The organism is Nostoc sp. DSM 114161 (assembly GCF_052692665.1).
The window spans coordinates 3,112,414-3,130,434 of sequence record NZ_CP195141.1; the positions used below are offsets into that span (position 1 = coordinate 3,112,414).

16 protein-coding genes are annotated in these 18,021 nt (G+C 42.4%); 2 read left to right on the plus strand and 14 right to left on the minus strand.

The annotated features are described in order from the left end of the window. Window positions 1-490 precede the first annotated feature (490 nt). From NSTC745_RS13740 to NSTC745_RS13765, 6 genes are all read right to left on the minus strand, one after another. Window positions 491-3,655: a GAF domain-containing sensor histidine kinase gene (locus NSTC745_RS13740; RefSeq protein ID WP_445637638.1), complete on the minus strand. Its 3,165-nt coding sequence runs from the start codon at window positions 3,653-3,655 to the stop codon at window positions 491-493. Window positions 3,656-4,067: 412 nt separating this feature from the next. Continuing rightward, window positions 4,068-4,217, minus strand: a complete 150-nt coding sequence (locus NSTC745_RS13745) for a hypothetical protein (protein ID WP_445637639.1) — start codon at window positions 4,215-4,217, stop codon at window positions 4,068-4,070. After that, on the minus strand, window positions 4,211-4,477 hold the full coding sequence (locus tag NSTC745_RS13750; protein WP_445637640.1) for an NIL domain-containing protein: 267 nt from the start codon (window positions 4,475-4,477) through the stop codon (window positions 4,211-4,213). The genes NSTC745_RS13745 and NSTC745_RS13750 overlap by 7 nt, the downstream gene beginning before the upstream one ends. 136 nt (window positions 4,478-4,613) lie before the next feature. Next, window positions 4,614-5,492 (minus strand): sulfate ABC transporter permease subunit CysW, encoded by an 879-nt coding sequence (cysW, locus tag NSTC745_RS13755; RefSeq protein WP_445637641.1) that lies wholly within the window; start codon window positions 5,490-5,492, stop codon window positions 4,614-4,616. Next, window positions 5,479-6,339 (minus strand): sulfate ABC transporter permease subunit CysT, encoded by an 861-nt coding sequence (cysT, locus tag NSTC745_RS13760; RefSeq protein ID WP_445637642.1) that lies wholly within the window; start codon window positions 6,337-6,339, stop codon window positions 5,479-5,481. Before cysT ends, cysW begins: the two co-directional genes overlap by 14 nt. Before the next feature lie 243 nt (window positions 6,340-6,582). After that, window positions 6,583-7,722 carry a sulfate ABC transporter substrate-binding protein gene (locus tag NSTC745_RS13765; protein ID WP_445637643.1) on the minus strand — a complete coding sequence of 380 codons (1,140 nt, stop codon included), beginning with the start codon at window positions 7,720-7,722 and terminating at the stop codon, window positions 6,583-6,585. 276 nt (window positions 7,723-7,998) lie between these two features. On the opposite strand from NSTC745_RS13765, the gene NSTC745_RS13770 reads away from it, so the two are divergent. After that, window positions 7,999-8,706 carry a gamma-glutamylcyclotransferase gene (locus tag NSTC745_RS13770; protein WP_445637644.1) on the plus strand — a complete coding sequence of 236 codons (708 nt, stop codon included), beginning with the start codon at window positions 7,999-8,001 and terminating at the stop codon, window positions 8,704-8,706. Between the two features lie 23 nt (window positions 8,707-8,729). Here NSTC745_RS13770 and NSTC745_RS13775 read toward each other — a convergent pair whose 3' ends face one another. The 6 genes from NSTC745_RS13775 to NSTC745_RS13800 form a co-directional block, all read right to left on the minus strand. Continuing rightward, on the minus strand, window positions 8,730-9,518 hold the full coding sequence (locus tag NSTC745_RS13775; RefSeq protein WP_445637645.1) for a sulfite exporter TauE/SafE family protein: 789 nt from the start codon (window positions 9,516-9,518) through the stop codon (window positions 8,730-8,732). Between the two features lie 564 nt (window positions 9,519-10,082). Then, window positions 10,083-10,862: a class II glutamine amidotransferase gene (locus NSTC745_RS13780; RefSeq protein ID WP_445637646.1), complete on the minus strand. Its 780-nt coding sequence runs from the start codon at window positions 10,860-10,862 to the stop codon at window positions 10,083-10,085. Window positions 10,863-11,167: 305 nt separating this feature from the next. After that, window positions 11,168-11,467, minus strand: a complete 300-nt coding sequence (locus tag NSTC745_RS13785) for a putative quinol monooxygenase (protein ID WP_445637647.1) — start codon at window positions 11,465-11,467, stop codon at window positions 11,168-11,170. Window positions 11,468-11,533: 66 nt separating this feature from the next. Beyond that, the gene (locus tag NSTC745_RS13790; protein WP_445637648.1) at window positions 11,534-12,232 is read right to left on the minus strand and encodes a DevA family ABC transporter ATP-binding protein; all 699 of its coding nucleotides are present in this window, start codon (window positions 12,230-12,232) and stop codon (window positions 11,534-11,536) included. A gap of 484 nt (window positions 12,233-12,716) precedes the next feature. After that, window positions 12,717-13,892, minus strand: a complete 1,176-nt coding sequence (gene devC, locus NSTC745_RS13795) for an ABC transporter permease DevC (protein WP_445638599.1) — start codon at window positions 13,890-13,892, stop codon at window positions 12,717-12,719. 259 nt (window positions 13,893-14,151) lie between these two features. After that, on the minus strand, window positions 14,152-15,459 hold the full coding sequence (locus tag NSTC745_RS13800) for an HlyD family efflux transporter periplasmic adaptor subunit (RefSeq protein WP_445637649.1): 1,308 nt from the start codon (window positions 15,457-15,459) through the stop codon (window positions 14,152-14,154). A 459-nt stretch (window positions 15,460-15,918) separates the two neighbouring features. Between NSTC745_RS13800 and NSTC745_RS13805 the strand changes: the two genes are divergently transcribed. Next, window positions 15,919-16,536: a TetR/AcrR family transcriptional regulator gene (locus tag NSTC745_RS13805; protein WP_445637650.1), complete on the plus strand. Its 618-nt coding sequence runs from the start codon at window positions 15,919-15,921 to the stop codon at window positions 16,534-16,536. Window positions 16,537-16,684: 148 nt separating this feature from the next. On the opposite strand, the gene mtnB is transcribed toward NSTC745_RS13805, so the two are convergent. Together mtnB and NSTC745_RS13815 are read right to left on the minus strand one after the other, a co-directional pair. After that, window positions 16,685-17,362, minus strand: a complete 678-nt coding sequence (gene mtnB, locus NSTC745_RS13810) for a methylthioribulose 1-phosphate dehydratase (RefSeq protein ID WP_445637651.1) — start codon at window positions 17,360-17,362, stop codon at window positions 16,685-16,687. After that, a complete protein-coding gene (locus NSTC745_RS13815; protein ID WP_445638600.1) occupies window positions 17,359-17,994 on the minus strand; it encodes an HAD-IB family phosphatase in 636 nt (211 codons plus the stop codon). The genes mtnB and NSTC745_RS13815 overlap by 4 nt, the downstream gene beginning before the upstream one ends. Window positions 17,995-18,021 lie beyond the last annotated feature (27 nt).

Here is an 18,021-nt window from a genome sequence, read left to right on the forward strand (position 1 = left end):
CGCAATTTTAAGGTTTTTTAATCGAAATTAAATGACTGGCTACTGAGCGATCGCATTAATTCTGATGGGTTGCGAGTGTTCAGCTCCCCGACTTCTTTAAGAAGTCGGGGAGCTATAAGCCTCATAACTAATGCGATGAACTACTATAGGACTTACGCATTGACAAGAAATACCAAATATAAGTAATTAAAAAACTACATTTGTTGTAGGGGCACAGCACTGCTTGCCCTTAGAGGTTGTTTGAAAAGTGGTTGGGTGTGATTTTAGGCACTTATCGATCCTCCCTAACCCACGCCAGTCGCTCATGGGGGAAACCCCCAAGACCGCGCTGGCTCCCCTTAAAAAGGGGGGAACAAGAATCAAAGTCCCTCTTTTTAAGAGAGATTTAGGGAGATCTAAAACGTTTTGCTACGGACAAAAGGACTTTTCAAACATCCTCTTAAGGCTGACAGTTAACTGTCAACCGTCAACTGTCAACAACCACTAATTTTCAACTTTTCGCCTGACGAATTGGCAGTTCAACCACAAACTCTGTGCCTTTGGAAGGTTCAGATTGGCAGTAAATCTTACCTTTGTGTTTCTCTGTGACAATTTGGTAGCTGATGGAAAGCCCTAGCCCTGTGCCTTTACCAACAACCTTGGTTGTAAAAAATGGATCGAATAAGCGAGAGAGTATTTTTTCATCCATACCAAGTCCGTTGTCGGCAATGCGAATGGCAATCCAGTCTTTATCGATTAGTGAGGTAGAAATTCGGATTTCGCTGGGGTTTGCTGCTAAAGCTTCGGAAGTTGCTTGGGCATTTCGTTCTTCTAAAGCATCAATGGCATTAGACAGCAAATTCATAAATACCTGATTCAACTGACCGGGATAGCATTCTATTGGAGGTAAAGTATCATAGTCTTTGGTCACATGAATGGTAGAGCCATCAATTGACGACTTCAAGCGGTTTTGCAAAATCATTAACGTGCTATCGATGCCTTCGTGAATATTTGCTGATTTGAAATCAGCTTCATCTAAGCGAGAGAAGTTCCGCAGCGAACTGACAATTTCACGAATGCGTTCAGTCCCGACCTTCATGGATTGGAATAATTTAGGTAAGTCGTCGAATAAAAATTCGATTTCCGCTTTCTTTAAAAACTCTTGGATCTCTTGTGTAGCGTTGGGATAATTTTTTTGATAAAGCTGGACACAACGCAACAAATCTTGGGTGTATTGGTGGGCGTGTTCTAAGTTACCGTGGATGAAATTAACTGGGTTATTAATTTCATGGGCTACACCCGCCACTAGTTGCCCCAAGCTGGCCATTTTTTCAGTGTGAATAATTTGCAGTTGGGCAGTACGCAGTTCATTTAGTGCTTGGGCGAGTTGATTTGCTTCTTCACGGGTTTGACCGAGCAAACTTGATTGTTGGAACAACTTGGCTTGACGTAGTGCTACACTCAGTTGAGCTGCCACTTGGGTAACAAATTCTAATTCAGCTTCTTCCCAATCGCGTGCATGTGTGCATTGGTGAATGCATAACAATCCCCATAGTTCATCGCCTTCCATTAGTGGGACAATAATCTGTGCTTTGACTTGGAATCGCTCAATGACATCAAGGTGAGGCACTTTCGAGCCAACGCTGTTGACATCAGAAATCACTTGCACTTGTCCTTGACGATAGTGCGGTGCATATTGGTCGCCAAAGCAATAGTCTTGCACCTTCACGGCGAGGGCGGAATCAAACTTGGGAAGCACATCTTCAGCGATAAATTCACCGCTGCAAAAGCCCACATCAGGTTCAAAGCGGAAGATGCCGACTCGATCTGCTTTGAGCGATCGCCGCACTTCCTGTACTGTAGTCTTAAAGATTGTCTCTAAATCCAAAGATTCCCGAATTTTGACAACTAAATCGAATAAAATCCGTCGTTGTTCGGCTGATTTGTGCAGTTCGTCAGCGCGAGTTTGGATTTGGGTCACCATCTCGGAACTTTGCATCGCTACTCCGAGTTGGCTGGCTACTTGTGCTAAAAATTCCACCTCTACACTACCCCACTGACGCGGTGCAGAATGTTGATAGGCAGCCAGCAATCCCCACAGATTTCGCCCGACAAAAATTGGAGTCAAGGCATAGGCACGAATCTTGAACTGCTCTAAAACATCTAGGTGACAGCGCGAGTGTCCAGCTTGGTAGATGTCGTCCACCGCAAAACTTTCGTTATTGCGGTAGCGTCCGCCTTTGGTTTCTTGGAGGTAAGTATCCTCCCAAACTAGATTTTTGCCAAATAAATTGATGCTGTCCCACTGTGCCTCTACCATACCGAAATGACCGACAAATTCGCCACTCCAATCTTCATTAAAGCGATAAACGCCGACTCGCTCAACTCTCAGCAGTTTACAAACTTCCTGACAAGTAGTTTTCAGAATTAAATCAATGTCTAAAGAGGAGCGAATTTTGCCGACGACTTCCGTGAGTGCGCGTTGTCGAGCGATCGCATTTTCTAAAGCTGTGGCCTGTTGTTTCGACTGCGTTAAATTTTCGGCTTGCTGAATCGCCACTCCCAGTTGTGCCCCCACCTGTCCCAGGAACTCGACTTCATAATTTGCCCATTGACGCACCCCTGAGTGTTGATACGCTGCTATGAGTCCCCACAGTTTTGGCCCGATAAAGATGGGTGCTAAGGCATAAGCCCGAATTTTAAATTGCTCCAAAATATCTATATGACACCGTGAATGTCCAGCCTGATAAATGTCGTTAACAGCAAAACTTTCGTTATTGCGGTAGCGCCCACCTTTGGTATCTTGCAGGTGGGTATCTTGCCAAACGAGATTTTTGCCAAATGGATGGGTTCTATCCCACTGCGCCTCAACCATACCAAATTGGCTGACAAATTCACCACTCCAGTCTTCATTGAAACGATAAACTGCTGCTCGTTCTAACTTCAGGAGTTTGCAGAGTTCCTGACAGGCAGTATCCAGAATAATTTTGGTGTTTACAGAGGAGCGAATATTTCCCACAACTTCTGTCAAAGCACGTTGCCGCGCAATTGCATCTTGCAATTCTGCTGTGCGTTGTTTGCTTTGTTCTAAGATTTCTGCCTGCTGCATGGCTACGCCGAGGTGGCTGGCGGCTTGAGCTAAAAACTCTACTTCGTCAGGATGCCATTGTCGGGGTGTGGAATGTTGATAGCCTGCTAGTAAACCCCAAAGTTTTGCACCAATGAAAATAGGCGCGATCGCATATGCTCGAATTTGAAACTGTTCTAATACCTCAATATGACAACGAGCGTGTCCGGCATCGTAAATGTCAGCTACAGCAAACGGCTCATTTTTGCGATATCGTCCTCCTTGAGTTTCTTGCAAATACGAATCTTCCCACACCAAATCCTGTCCAAAAGGATTGAGTGTATCCCAGCGTGGTTCTGCAAAGCCAAAACTATTGATAAAACTACCACTCCAGTCTGCATTAAATCGATAGATTGCTACTCGCTCAATCTTCAATTGTCGGCAAATATCTTGGCATGAAGTCGAACATAAAGATTCTAAGTTTATAGATGCCCGAATTTTCGCTAGGATTCTCCCCAAAATTTTTTGATACTGAACCGTTAACTGTAGCTGTTTTTGACACTCTTCTACATTTTGGATGTTTAAAGCTTTATAATCGTTTGTTGTCATAAACTGTAGGGAATCTTAAAATGCCTTATTTCAGTATTCCCAGTTTATTTTTGCGATCGTCAGTTGCAAGGAAAACCCAGATGCGATCGCGTAACTAACAAGCCTGTCACTGTGTCGCTATTTCCGCGCTTTTGTAGTCAGATTAGCTCTGACTACACATATTATTTTTAGTAAAAATTTATTTATTTTTGCTTAAGCTTCACATTAGCAACACACATTTACCGATATCAGTCAGTTATTGCTAAAGATGACATACAGTTTTTTAATATATTAAGTATCTGCTAAAAGACAGATTTTTTACAGAATATTCTGAAATTTATCTACGAAGCTGTCGATCGACAAATCCTAGCAGAATGTTTTGCACAAAATCGACATGTTCGGAATTTGATTCGAGTGTAATTGCCAGCTGGAGTCAGATGGTATCGACCTTCAAGCAAACAATTTTTGAACTGCTGGTTAATATTTTGAATCTCACTGCACCAGAACCTAGTAATTGAAGAAGCGATCGCTCTTTTTTCGATATAATTTTGACCGAGCGATCGCAGTCAAACAACTTTACCAATCACTTGTTTTCGTCTCGTCCCAAACTTCTAATTCCAAATCATGGAGATAAGCTAATCCACTTTGAATTTGTGCCTCTGTTCCTTTGAGTTCGAGGTCAAACCAACCATCGCCGACAGCATTGGCTCCCAAAATCGCTGCTGTAATATTCACAGTCAGATTGTAATCAGACACCAAGCGAGAAATCACAGGTTCCTGATGATAGTCCTTAGAAATTCTGAGTCGAATGCGTTTATTGGTAGTTGTATTGTCACTAGTCATAGAGGAGAGTGGGGAGGTGGCTTCGCTAAAGGAAAAGGGTAAAGGGAAAAGGGTAAAGGGTAAAGGTTAAAGGGAAAAGAGAGATCTTTCCTTTCCTCTTTCCCCCTTCCCCTTTGCCCCATGCCCCATACCCACCTTATTCAACATCTTTAATGCGGGTTTTGCGTTCTAAAATCTCTTTCAGCACTAAGGTGACTACTGCTAGTAAGGCTAACAGTACAGCGGCAGAAAAGGCAGCTTCGGTTTCATATTGTTTGTAAGCGTCTTCCACAAACAGTGGCAAACTCTGGGTTTGGTCGGCAATGTTGCCTGATACCACTGAAACTGCGCCGAATTCACCCATTGCTCTGGCATTGGTCAAAATTAAACCGTAGAGTAAGCCCCAACGGATGCTGGGTAAGGTGACACGCCAAAATATTTGCCAATCTTTAGCACCTAATGTTCTGGCTGCTTCTTCTTGATCTTTGCCAAATTCTTCTAAAACCGGAATTACTTCCCGGGCCACAAAGGGCATACTGACGAAGGCTGTAGCCAGCACCATACCTGGAAAGGCAAAGATAATTTTGATATCGTGTGCTTGCAGCCAAGGGCCAAACCAGCCATTGCGTCCGTAAAGTAGGACAATCATCAATCCTGCGACTACGGGGGAGATGGAAAAGGGCAGGTCAATGATGCTCAAAACTATGGCGCGTCCGGGAAATTTATGACGAGCGATCGCCCAAGCCGCACACAAACCAAATACTGTATTTAATGGGAGAGCGATGGCAGCTAATAATAGTGTCAACCAAGCTGCATGGAGAAAGGCTGGTCGTGTCAGGTTAGATAAAAACGGCCCGACTCCTTTGCTGAAGGCTTGGTAAAATACGTTAATTGCAGGGAGATATTGAACTAAGCTTAAATAAGCGATCGCTATACCAATTAAAACTATTGGCACCCACTTGTTCTGCTCTTTCGGCTTGGGTATATCTGTATCGTCAGATGCAGATGAGTGAAAACTTGGCTTATCTACTGTCATATCGCCTTGCCCATGCTTGTAAGAAATTAATTGCCAATAGCAATATTAATGAAATTGATAGTAGAACTATGCCAATTACTGTTGCACCAGAATAGTCATATTGCTCTAATCTTTGGAAAATCAACACGGGTGCAATTAAGTCTTGGAATGGTGTATTAGAAGAAATAATCACTGTTGAACCATATTCTCCAACTGCACGGGAAAAACCCAAGGCAATACCTGTCAAAATTGTCGGAAATAATGGTGGCAAAATCACTTTCCAAAAGGTTTGCCATTGAGAAGCACCCAGACACCAGGCGGCTTCTTCAATTTCATGTTCCATTTCTTGAAGTACAGGTTGCACGGTTCTGACGACAAAAGGCAATGAGATAAAAATCATTGCCACCGCTACCCCTGTGCGAGTAAAAGATACTTTAATTCCTAAAGGTGATAGCAGAGAACCTATCCAGCCGTTATCGCTATAAACTGTTGCGAGTGTTAAACCTGCTACCGAAGTTGGCAATGCAAACGGTAAATCTACTGTGGCATCAATCAAGCGTTTCAAGGGGAAGTCGTAGCGGACTAAAACCCAAGCAATCAAGGTACCAAACACACCATTGAGCAGGGCAGCAAATATTGAAGTAACAAAGGTTACATTATATGTTGCTAAAGCAATATCGCTAGTTGCGATCGCCCAAAACCTTGCTGGAGGTTCGGTACTTGCTTTGAGAAACATAGCAACTATGGGCATAAACAACATCACAGCCAGGTATGCAATGGTGATTCGCCAAGTCCACGGAACTCGCTGTAATGTCTTCCAAAATGATGTTTTACGTTCGACTTCTACAGAAGGAGATACAGTCGTCATAGTCAAAAATGCAAAATTTAAAAAGAATTCAGGAGTCAGAATTCAGGAGTCAGAATTCAGTAGGAAAGCTTCACACACACTAGCGCGGAGAGATTTTAATGAAAAGTGATTAGACAAGCTTGATATGAAACACTCGCGCTTAATTGAAAATTTTGTGATTTACAATTTCTAATTCTTTAATTCCGAATTCTCTTACCGCAGTGGGGCGTAGCCCATTCTGAATTCTGAATTCTTCTTTATTAATTATCTTTTCTTTTGGGCTTGTATCTTATCAAACACACCCCCATCTGCGAAGAATTTTTTATCAATTTCTTCCCAACCACCAAAGTCCTGAACTGTACCCAGAGTTTTCACCTTGGGAAACTTATCTGTGACTTCTTTAGTTTGAGCTAAAGTTTCATCCACAGGTCTGAATCCTAATTTAACAAACTCTTGTTGTGCTTCTGGAGTATAGAGGTATTTCACAAAACCTTCAGCAACTTCCCGCGTACCGTGCTTATCGACGTTTTTATCTACTACAGCGATGGGATTGTCGATGGATATATTTACGTCGGGAACGACATAATCAACTTTCTCACCTTTTTGTTGTGCCAAAATAACTTCGTTTTCGTAGTTAATTAAGGCATCTCCTTGACCCTGCTTGGCAAATGTGTCTGTAGCTTCCCGTGCATCTTTAGTTAGGATTGGCACGTTATTGTAAACTTTGGTGACAAATTCAGTAGCCTTAGCATCATCTCCACCAGTTTTAATCACGGAGTTCCACAGTGCCAAGAAATTCCACTTAGCAATACCTGAGGTTTTCGGGTCAGCGGTAATCAGTTTTGTATCTCCTTTCGCCAAATCTGCCCAAGTTTTGATGCCTTTAGGATTGCCAGGGCGAGTTATTAGCGCCGCCACAGATTTCGAGACGATCGCATTATTGGGGACTTCTTTTTCCCATCCTGGCTGAATCAATCCAGCCTTTTCAATCTTGGTGGTGTCTCCTGCTAGTGCTAAGTGGACAACATCTGCTTCCAAACCATCGATGACGGCGCGAGTTTGAGAACCAGAGCCGCCATAGCTTTGTTTGAAGGTGACAGTTTGGTTATGGTCTTTCTTCCACTGTTGTACAAATTTAGGAATGATGGCTTCGTGAGCAGCTTTGGTAACTGCAAAGGAAACGAGGGTTAGCTCAACATTACTTTTACTTGCAGCCACAGGACTAGCACTAGGGGTTTCTGTGGAAGAGCTGCTCTCATTTCCACCGGAGCAGGCGGCAAGCGCCACACTCATTAATGCTCCTACCAAAAAGAGCGATACAAAACCTTTGAGCGAATTCAGTCTGAACCGATTATGTTCAGCGATCGCTTGTAATATTTTTAGTGGGCGCTGCCACAAACTCATCCTATTGCCTCCGCTAAATCTACACTTACTAGATGGGAATACAGTTATATACTGTAGTATATTACTAGGTTTTTGCAGCGATTTGGTTACAAATACACAAAAACCTCATATTCTCTATCGAAAATATGGTGATTTTATCAGTTCTGCGAAGAATTAGAAATAGTTTGAGTTTCAAATATCAAATTGCGATCGCAATAAACCAACAACTCATCAAGCAATTTGCTAGTAAATAACTAATTTGTAAGGCAATACTTCGCCAAATTACGAGGGTTCAAGATGTCACTGAGTCGTAGCGATCTCGAAGCTGGAAACGAACAAACGAGACTATTAGAAGCATCACACTCTGGAATCAAGCTTACTACCCTGAGCGAAGATGAGTTACAGCGATCGCTCCATCAAACACTACAACAGCAACCAGCAAATTCTGATATTTGGATATTTGCCTACGGTTCGCTGATTTGGAATCCCTTAATCAAATATGTTGAGCGCCGTGCTGGAATAATTTATGGTTGGCATCGCCGTTTCTGTACCTGGATGATTCTCGGTTTGGGAACTCCAGAGAATCCCGGATTACTCTTAGGACTCGATCGCGGGGGTAGTTGTCGTGGTGTGATTTATCGAATTGCTGCTGCCGATGTCCCAAAGGAATTATTGTTGATTTGGCGACGGGAAATGGTGGCTGGTGTTTATCTTGCTCGTTGGGTAAGGGTGTTTGATGGTACGCAGGAATTCAAAGCGATCGCTTTTGTTGCCAATCGTCAACATCCCAGGTACGCTCATCGCATACCATTAAAAACCACTATTAATAGTATTGCCACTGCGTCTGGAAAATTAGGTTCCTGCGCTGATTATCTGATGAGAACTGTCGATGGGTTGGTTACAGAAGGCATTAAAGATAGAAAATTGCTCTCATTACGCGAACAAGTGCTGGCAAAACAACAAGCACGTTTAGTTAGTAGCAGTTCAACTCAAATTACTAGTTGAGAATTATGGGCGATCGCTTTTTGTTAACGTAGCGCAGAAAAATCAAATAAGGTCTTGATTCCAAGAGCAATTACTGTGGTGATAAATATACGCCTTAACCAGATATTGTTGAGTTTGAGGGCAACCTGGGAACCCACTATTCCGCCAATAAACATAGTAATACTCAGAATAATACCAAGCTTATAATCCACTATTCCTTGTGTTAAGAAAATCATAGTGGCAATTAGCGAAGAAAAAATATTAATCAACTTTGTATTTGCTACTGCTTGTACAAATGTCATCCGAAATAGGCTGACATAAGCTGCTGTGAGCATTGTGACATAGCCACCACTAAAAAAACCGCCATAAACACCAAGTACAAAGGTTGCTATATATCCACCAATTTCTACTATTGGTGATGGCTTTTTTATTGCCAAAATGATTCCAGCATGACGATTTACGATTGAAAATACAGCCACTATAATCATCAAAATAGAGATAATTATAGGCATCGATTTTGAAGGTATAGCTAAAACGAGTAATGCACCAATAATTGAACCTAAAATCGTTAAAAAAATGATTATTCGCAACCGATTATAGTCAAGTAATTTTTTCCCAATAAAAGGCAACGTACCACCAACACTCATAAAGGTTAATGCCAGCATATTAGTGGCAAGAGCAGTACGCGGTTCAATACTAAATTGCAACATTACAGGGACGGTGATTAAAGAAGTGCTTCCTGTAATCACGCTGATGACACTTGTTACAAAGAAAATTGCTATGAGCAATATTAATTGGATGCCATACATAAAAATATTTTTTGTTGTTACCAATACATTTTTAGCAAGTGCTTATAATTGGCAATAGATATTTTTAGCTATAAAAATTAAAGCCTTGATTTTCACTATATTAATACAGCTAAAATCCAGTGTAAATTTATTTTTTATACCAATAAAAACGGTATTTATTGTGAAAAGATTGGTAACAACTAAGTTGGGTATATTCTGAAAAATTGGTAAATTGTGGCGGTTTTTAATAGGTGAATTACAGCAATATAACAGTGTCTGTAAAAGTATTGTTATACAGCGTTTTCAGGTAAATGAAGTACGCGAGTAGGGGCGAACGTCCGTACTCTGCGGGTTCCGCTTGAGCGGTACGCCCTGACAATTATCTGTAGCTTTAATCGTAGGGGCACAACATGTTGTGCCCCTACCCGTGTACTTCATTTGCCTATTTGCCTATTCTCTGTTGCCTGCTATGAAACTACGAAGTATTTGTTGAGTAATAAGTAAATAGACATAATTAAATGTAAAATACAAAAGTTAAAAACCCGATAAAAACTGGCTTTTCCCTTCTGCCTTCTACTTGTTATTTATTTACCCAACCTAGACCAATTATTAACTGGAAGCATATTTCAAGGGTAATCCGTCGTGAAATACTAGCAATTCTCCGGGTTGGATTTGTGTCCAAACTTCGTTGTCAGTCAGGGGAGTGGTAGCGATGACGGCGACGCGATCGCGTTCGGTTGTCACTTCCCGAAAATCAACAGTCATATCTTGGTCAATCAAATGGGCGGCAGCAAAGGGCGCTTGGCGTACAATATAGCTGAGTTTGGTTGAGCAATAAGCAAAAAAGTGTTCTCCATCTGATAGTAAGTAGTTAAAGATACCTACATTGGCAATAACAGCAGTAATTTCTTCCAGCACACAATAGAGTTCCTTAATGGAAGGCTCACCTTCAGGAAAGCGTTCTCGTAATGTTTCTAACATCATACAGAATGCTTTTTCGCTATCGGTATCACCTACAGCTTGATAAAAACCCATATTTTCTGGCTGAAAATCTGGTAAATTACCGTTATGGGCAAATACCCAATACTTACCCCACAATTCTCTGCGGAATGGATGGCAGTTATGTAAGGCAACTTCGCCCTGAGTAGCTTTGCGGATATGGGCGATGACATGGGTTGAGTGGATGGGATAACTCCGCACGAACTCCGCGACTGGAGAAACAACAGAAGGTTGGGCATCTAAAAACATCCGACATCCCTTTCCTTCAAAGAAAGCAATACCCCAACCATCGCTATGATGATCTGTTTTTCCTCCCCGCGCAGAAAAACCTTCAAAAGAAAAGCAAATATCCGTTGGGACATTGCAATTCATTCCAAGCAATTGGCACATACATGTTGCAGCTTTCAATTTTCGACTAAGGCCTCAGGATCAAGATACTTCAGAATGTTGCCTTGATTCTGGAGCGATCGCTTCAATCTGAAAATTTGGCTGAAATAGGCAATAGACTTAAAAGTTTCTTGGCGATTGGTTTAACGTGAATTCGACGTATAAGGATTTTGACCTCACCCCCAACCCCTCTCCTTCAAGGAGAGGGGAGTAAAAAGCCTAATTTTTCGTTACTCCTCCCTCTCCTTCAAGGAGACGGAGGCTGGGTGGGTGAGGTCTTTATAATTCACGTTGATTTAGTTCTTGCCCTATGCCAAAAGATGGTAACGGCGGATATCTGGTGTACTAGCTACCAAACCTTGGATTTTAGCTGCTGCTGCTTGGAAATGGGGTGAGTCCATATGAGTATTCAAGGCTTCGCTAGAAGTCCACTCTTCCACAAAAGTAAAGTCTGTTGGGTCATACTGATTTTGCAAAAGTTCATACTTGATTGCATCTGGTTCCTGTCTGGTTGGTTCGATAAGTTCTAACAATACAGCTTTAAGTTCTTCTACCTTGTTAGGCAAAGCAATAACACGAGCAACAACGCGAATAGTTTGGTTAGTCATTGGGGATTGGGGATTGAAAAAAGAATATTTTCATCCGTTCTGGTGTACTCAGTTGATGATGACTATTTAAGTTAGTGGCACAACAGCACGATCGCTTACTAGTTTGCCATCTTCCATGTGGACAATGCGATCGCCAATATCTAAAATCCGGTTGTCATGAGTAACTAAAAGAATTGTAGAACCTTGTTCTTTTGCCAATTTTTGCATGAGGTTAACTACATCTCGTCCCGATTTACTATCAAGGGCGGCGGTGGGTTCGTCTGCTAAGACAATTTTAGGACGACTGACCAAAGCACGGGCGATCGCAACTCTTTGTTTTTGTCCCCCTGATAAGTCATCAGGATAATAATTGAGGCGATGTTCTAATCCTACCTCCTCTAACATTTGGGCTGACCGAGCTTTCATTTCTGAGGGCGAAATATCCTTGTGTACTTCCAAGCCCATTTTCACGTTCTGGAGTACGGTGAGACTACCGTGGAGATTGTGCGCTTGAAAAATATAACCGTTACTGCGTCGCGCTTTAGTGAGTTGTGTTGCCTTAGCACCACAAAGTTCTTGTCCTAAAACCTGCAAACTACCAGATTGAGCAGAACGCAACCCACCTACCAACGTCAGCAATGTAGTTTTACCAGAACCAGATGGCCCTGTCATAATAATAATTTCACCAGCATTAATTTCTAAGTTGATATCAAACAGAACTTGTTTGCGAAGTTGACCGCGACCAAAGTAGTGGTCGAGATTTTTAACACAAATCACAGGAAGCATAAGGATTTTAGATTTTAGATTTTAGATTGGGCATAGGGCATGGGGCATGGGGCATTGGGCATTGGGAATAGTGAATAGACCTGTTGCAAAAGTCCCTAACACCCCACCCCCAACCCCTCCCCTTGCTAAGGGGAGGGGAGACAAAGCGTAGCTTTGGCGGGGTGGGGTTCTTATTTTCGATTTATGCAAAAGGTCTAATGAGCCTTTGAACTGCATTAATGAGCCTTTGAACTCCATTAATGAGTATTTGAACTCCATTAATGAGTATTTGAACTCCATTAATGAGTATTTGAACTCCGTTAATGAACCTCTGAACTCCGTTAATGAGTATTTGAACTCCATTAATGAGTATTTGAACTCCGTTAATGAACCTCTGAACTCCATTAATGAGCCTTTGAACTCCATTAATGAGCCTTTGAACTCCGTTAATGAACCTCTGAACTCCACTTCTCTACCTCAATGCCCAATACCCAATGCCCATTTTTTAAAACATATCTGCGGGGTCAGCAGACTGTAGTTTACGAGTGGCGATCGCACCGGAAATGATACACATAATCATAGTCAGCACTAATACCGTTAAGGCTCGCGCTAAGGTCATATATACAGGTAAATTTGTGGCATTTCGAGTTAGGTGATAAAGTCCCAAGGGGATAATGGCACCTGGGATAAAGCCTAGTACTGCCAGAATTACTGCTTCTTCAAACACCACACCCAGTAAATAAAAATTGCGATATCCCATTGCTTTGAATGTGGCATATTCCTTTACATGGGCGTTTACATCAGTAGACAGGACTTGATAAACGATAATTACCCCTACCAGAAACCCCATCATTGCACCCAAGCTAAAAATAAAACCGATGGGAGTGTTTTGTTGCCAATAGTCTTTCTCAAAGGCAATAAATTCCTCTTTGGTAAGGACTTTAACATCATTGCCTAAGTATGATTTTAAGTTTTTTGCAACTTGTTCTGGTTCATAGCCTGGTTGTAATTGAATCAAGCCTAAACTGACACTGCTTGCCTGTTGTCTGGGAAATAGTCGCAAAAAATTCTGATCGCTAGCGATCAGACTACCGTCAGCGATAAAAGAAGCCCCGACTTTGAATAAGCCACCAATAGTAATTGTTCGCCGTTCTATTTCGGTTGTAACTGGTTTACCTCGTTCAATTTGGGCGATCGCCTGTGTATAATCTCCCCTAGAAGCACTGTCGAACAACACAGTATCCGGTAGCTTAATTGCCTCTAAGTTGCGGTTAACTTCTGGCAAGTCAAGCATTTGGCGATCGGGATTGAACCCTATAACTAGCACTGCTGTATCCTGGCGTGTTTGGGGATTCTTCCAATCGATAAAGCTGATATACATTGCTTCTGCTGACTTTACCCCAGGTATATCCATTGCTTGGTACAGCCGCCGCCGCGGAAAGGTAGACATATTAGCTAGGTTACGTGCCTGGGGACTGACTAACATAATGTCTCCCTGCATACTGCCATGTAACCTAGTGTTACTGTCAAACAGAGCATTCTGAAACCCTAGCTGCATGAACATCAGAACATCAGCAAAAGCAATGCCTGATAATGCTACTAAAAAACGCCCTTTCTCGTGACTCAGTTGCAACCATCCTAGAGGTGTTCGCCGACGCAGTTGTTTAATCAATCCCATAATTACGAATTGGGGAGGGGGCAGGGGGGCAGAGGGGCAGAGGGGCAGAGGGGCAGGGGAGGCAGGGGAGGCAGGGGAGGCAGGGGAGGCAGGGGGGCAGAGGGGCAGGGGGGCAGAGGGGCAGGGGAGGCAGGGGAGGCAGGGGAGGCAGGGGGGACAAGGGGAATAACTCCTCACTGTTTACTCCCAATGCCCAATGCCCAATGCCCAATGCCCAATGACTAATGACCAATGACCAATGACTAATGACTAATGAGTAATTTCACAATTCAATTACCGCCTTGACTTGCAGATTTGTGAAGCTAGAAGCTTTAATGCTGGATATTCGATTGAGTTGCACGTGGACTTCCACTACTCTGGAATCGATATTGCTAGAAGGATCGGCGTTGATGATGTTTTGCCGCTTTATCTGCATTCCAACCCAATCTACTTTGCCTAATAATTCATTGGGAATAGAATCGCTGGTTACCCGTACCTGCTGCCCTGGCTGCACTTTGTGGATATCACTTTCGTAGACTTCTGCTACTACATACATTTGGTCAGTTTGACCGAAATCTACAATTCCTTCATTACTAACTGTTTCTCCCGATCGCGTATTAATATTTAAAATTTGACCGGATTCAGGAACTCGAACGTATGCTTCCGCCAGCTGTACTTTAATTTTATCGACTGTGGCTTGAGCGCTTTCTACTTCTGCTTGGGCGATGGCTACATCTGTGGGACGGACTTCAGCTGTCTGGTTGAGGGTGGCTTTTGCTTCGTTAATTTCCTGTTCTAGGGTAGCGATAGTTCTGTCTCGGTTGGCTTTTGCTTCTTTAATTTCCTGTTCTAGGGTAGCGATGGTTGTTGCTTGGGTGGCTTGGCTTTCTATTAACTGCTGAGTGGTGGTTGCTGCACTCAAGCGTCTCCTATCAAATTCTTGACTGGAAATTGCACTTTGTTTGTATAAAGCTTCGTAGCGTTGGGCATCAGCTTGAGCATTACTTTGTTCGGCTGCTAAACGAGTTACTGTTGCTTGTAACTGCTGCTTTCGCCCTTTTAGTTCGGCTTCTAGGCGATTAATTGTGGCTTGCTGAGTTCTAATATTTCCTTCTAATTCCGCTTGCAGACGGCTAACACCAGCTTCCCGTGCCCCGATTTCTCCCTGTTTTGCTCCTGCTTTGACTTGAGCTAGACGGTATCTCGCTACTACGACTTGTTTTTGTGCTTCGCGCAAAGTTGCTTGTAAGCGATCGCGACTATCCATAATTGCAACTACTTGCCCAAATCTTACCCTATCGCCCTCGTTAACCAACAGTTTTTCAACACGATTGCCTTGATTAGAACTAGGTGCAGACAGCTTGATTACCTCTCCCTTTGGTGCTATCCGCCCTAAAGCTGTAACTGTTTTTACTATTGGTTGTGTGGCTGCTGGTGTTTCTTCCTTTTTATTTGCGGTGCTTTGAGACTTCTGCACCATATAAATGCTTATTCCAAAGGTAATTAAAGATGCAATTATCGCTAATAGCACAGGCAAGCGAAAAATATTCTGGGAAGACCGTGATTCCTCTACCTGTAAATTTGGCTCCATACCGCCCCCTCTTACCAGCGGTCAAAAAAACTAAACCGTCTAGTTATAGAATACTAAACTAAACCGTATAGTTTAGTCAATGTTACGGATCTAAATTTCTATTGATTTGCCCTAAACTAAAAGCTCTATAAAAAATATTTAGGAAGTTGGCATAATAAAACCAAACTAAGTAAAGAAAAATAAACTCAACTAAAACCTTGCTCAGTCATGCTTCCTACCTCTTTTTTCCAGTTAGATCTACCAACGAATATTTACGCCGTTCTAGTTTGTTTTAAGTAGCTAGACATAATTAAATGTAAAATACAAAAGTTTAAAACCCTGATAAAAACTGGCTTTTACTTATTTAATCCTTCATAAAGTTGCCAAATTGTTTGAACTATAAATTTTATTTGCAAAAAAAGAATATTCTTAATTCAAGTTATTTTTTGAGTATTAATTAACACTACAGGATAATTATAAATGGCACGTACAAAAGCTAGTGAAATTGAGCGAGAAAATGGAAGCGAGAAAATCGATAAAATTTTACAAGGGTCAAAGCAAGAGTTTTTAGCGCATGGCTACACTGGCGCAAGTATGGATAGAGTAGCGATAGCAGCAGGCGTTTCCAAAGCAACAATTTACAGCCATTTTCAAGATAAAGAAACGCTTTTTAAAGCCTTGATAGAGCAGTTAGCAATAAAAAGATATGAGTCAATTTTTGGCGCACAATCTTTAGAAGGAGAACCCAATATTGTACTACGGCAGTTATTAGCTAAAGTATTGACACAAATGCTCGAAGACAAGGAATTTCAGGCATTTCAGCGTGTCATAATTGGGGAATCCGCTCGTTTTCCTGATTTAGCTCAGATTCTCTTCCGTTGCATTGCTAAACCTGCAAGTGAGATTATCAGTAAATATTTGGCTTCTCGCTCAGAACTCGATATTCCCGATCCTGAGGCAATGGTATGGGTATTGATGGGGTCAATTGTGCATTTAACCATCGCTCAAGAAATTATGCACGGCAAAGATATTTTACCAATGGAAAGCGATCGCCTAATCGATGCCTTAACACACCTGATTAATAAATGCAGTAAATAGACTTCTTGCAGAAGTCGGGAAAAGGGGAAAGGTTTTGTATTTTCCCTTTCCCCTTTAACCTTTAACCTTTTCCCTTTCCCCACAAAAGTGCAAAAAGCAATTGATTGCAAGAGGTCTAATGAATCCACATTTAGAGACATTGCAATTGCTAGTCTCTACAAGGATTTTGAGATCGCGCACAATCTTCATAGATGAAATCAGCAGTACCCCCCACTCTCCGCGCAGCTACCACGTACCGAAAAATGTATTCTACCAACTCAATGTAATTACGGGCAGACTCAGGAGAAGATGCCCAAACAGTAACGCCGTGGTCGCGGATGAGTAAAGCTGGTACTTGGGGTGGGGTAATTGTGAAGCGTTTTTTGATGTCAGCGGCAATTTGGGAAACCTGTAAATGGTTGGTGAAGATGGAAATTAGACAATTGGGATTTTCTTGGTAAAGTCCCAAACCTTTGAGCATTTCCAGAGGTGGTAAGGGTAAAGAGTCTCCAGTGACAAAGCGAGAAACCAAATTTGCCTCTACTGAGTGGACGTGATAGCAAGCTTTTGCTTCGGGAAATAAGGTATAAAGTACCTGGTGAATGGCGGTTTCGGCGGAGGGTTTTAAATTATTTGAGGAATCGCCCTTACCATCTGGATAAATACGCACAAAGTCACTGAGTGATAATTCTCCCTTAGAACGGCCACTGGCTGTAATCCAGAAGCTACCATCAGGTAAAAGCACTGAGAGATTGCCGGCAGTTCCCACCATCCAACCTTGTCGATAAAACTGACGGGCTGTAGCGATTAACTCAAGACGAGGGTCAGCTAGGGTTTGCTGTGTCATTTTGACTTCCATAATTTCCCTAAATAATCGCGGATCTGTGAGAAATTATTCCAGGGAATATACGGTTTTTGGTGTTCTTTAAGATACTCTGCTAGGCGATCGCGAGCAAATACTAAAGATGCCTCCAGCCCCATATTCAAATCAGTCAGCGAGTCACCAATGGCAATTTTGTCATCAGCGGGATACTCTGCCATTACCTGTACCTTCGCCACCAGTTCTGTTTCTCCCTCATAATCGGAGTGGACTTTTAACAGAGTACCGCTGGTATCCACATCAACGGCGTGGATAGCACGAACTCGCTGTTGCGTCCCACCCAAAACAATTTCTACCATTCCTCGCAGTCCCCCAGAAACCACCACTAGGGGTACTCCTTGAAAGTCGAGAAAATCCAGCAATTCTAAAAATCCTGGGCGCGTCGGTTGGAGTCGAGTAAATTCTAGAATTTCGGCATAGCTGGAAGATGGAATTGATTGCAGGATTTCTCGAACACCTTCCCGGAGTGTGAGCCGTTGCGCGTACATTTCTGGTATCAATTTTGCAGACAGTTCCGGAGCAAACTTTTTCAGAACTGCAACAAAGGTTTCCTCAACTGTGATGGTACCGTCAAAGTCGCAAAAAATAATCCGCTTCACTTTTTGTCCTGCCAGTTCTTCATTTTT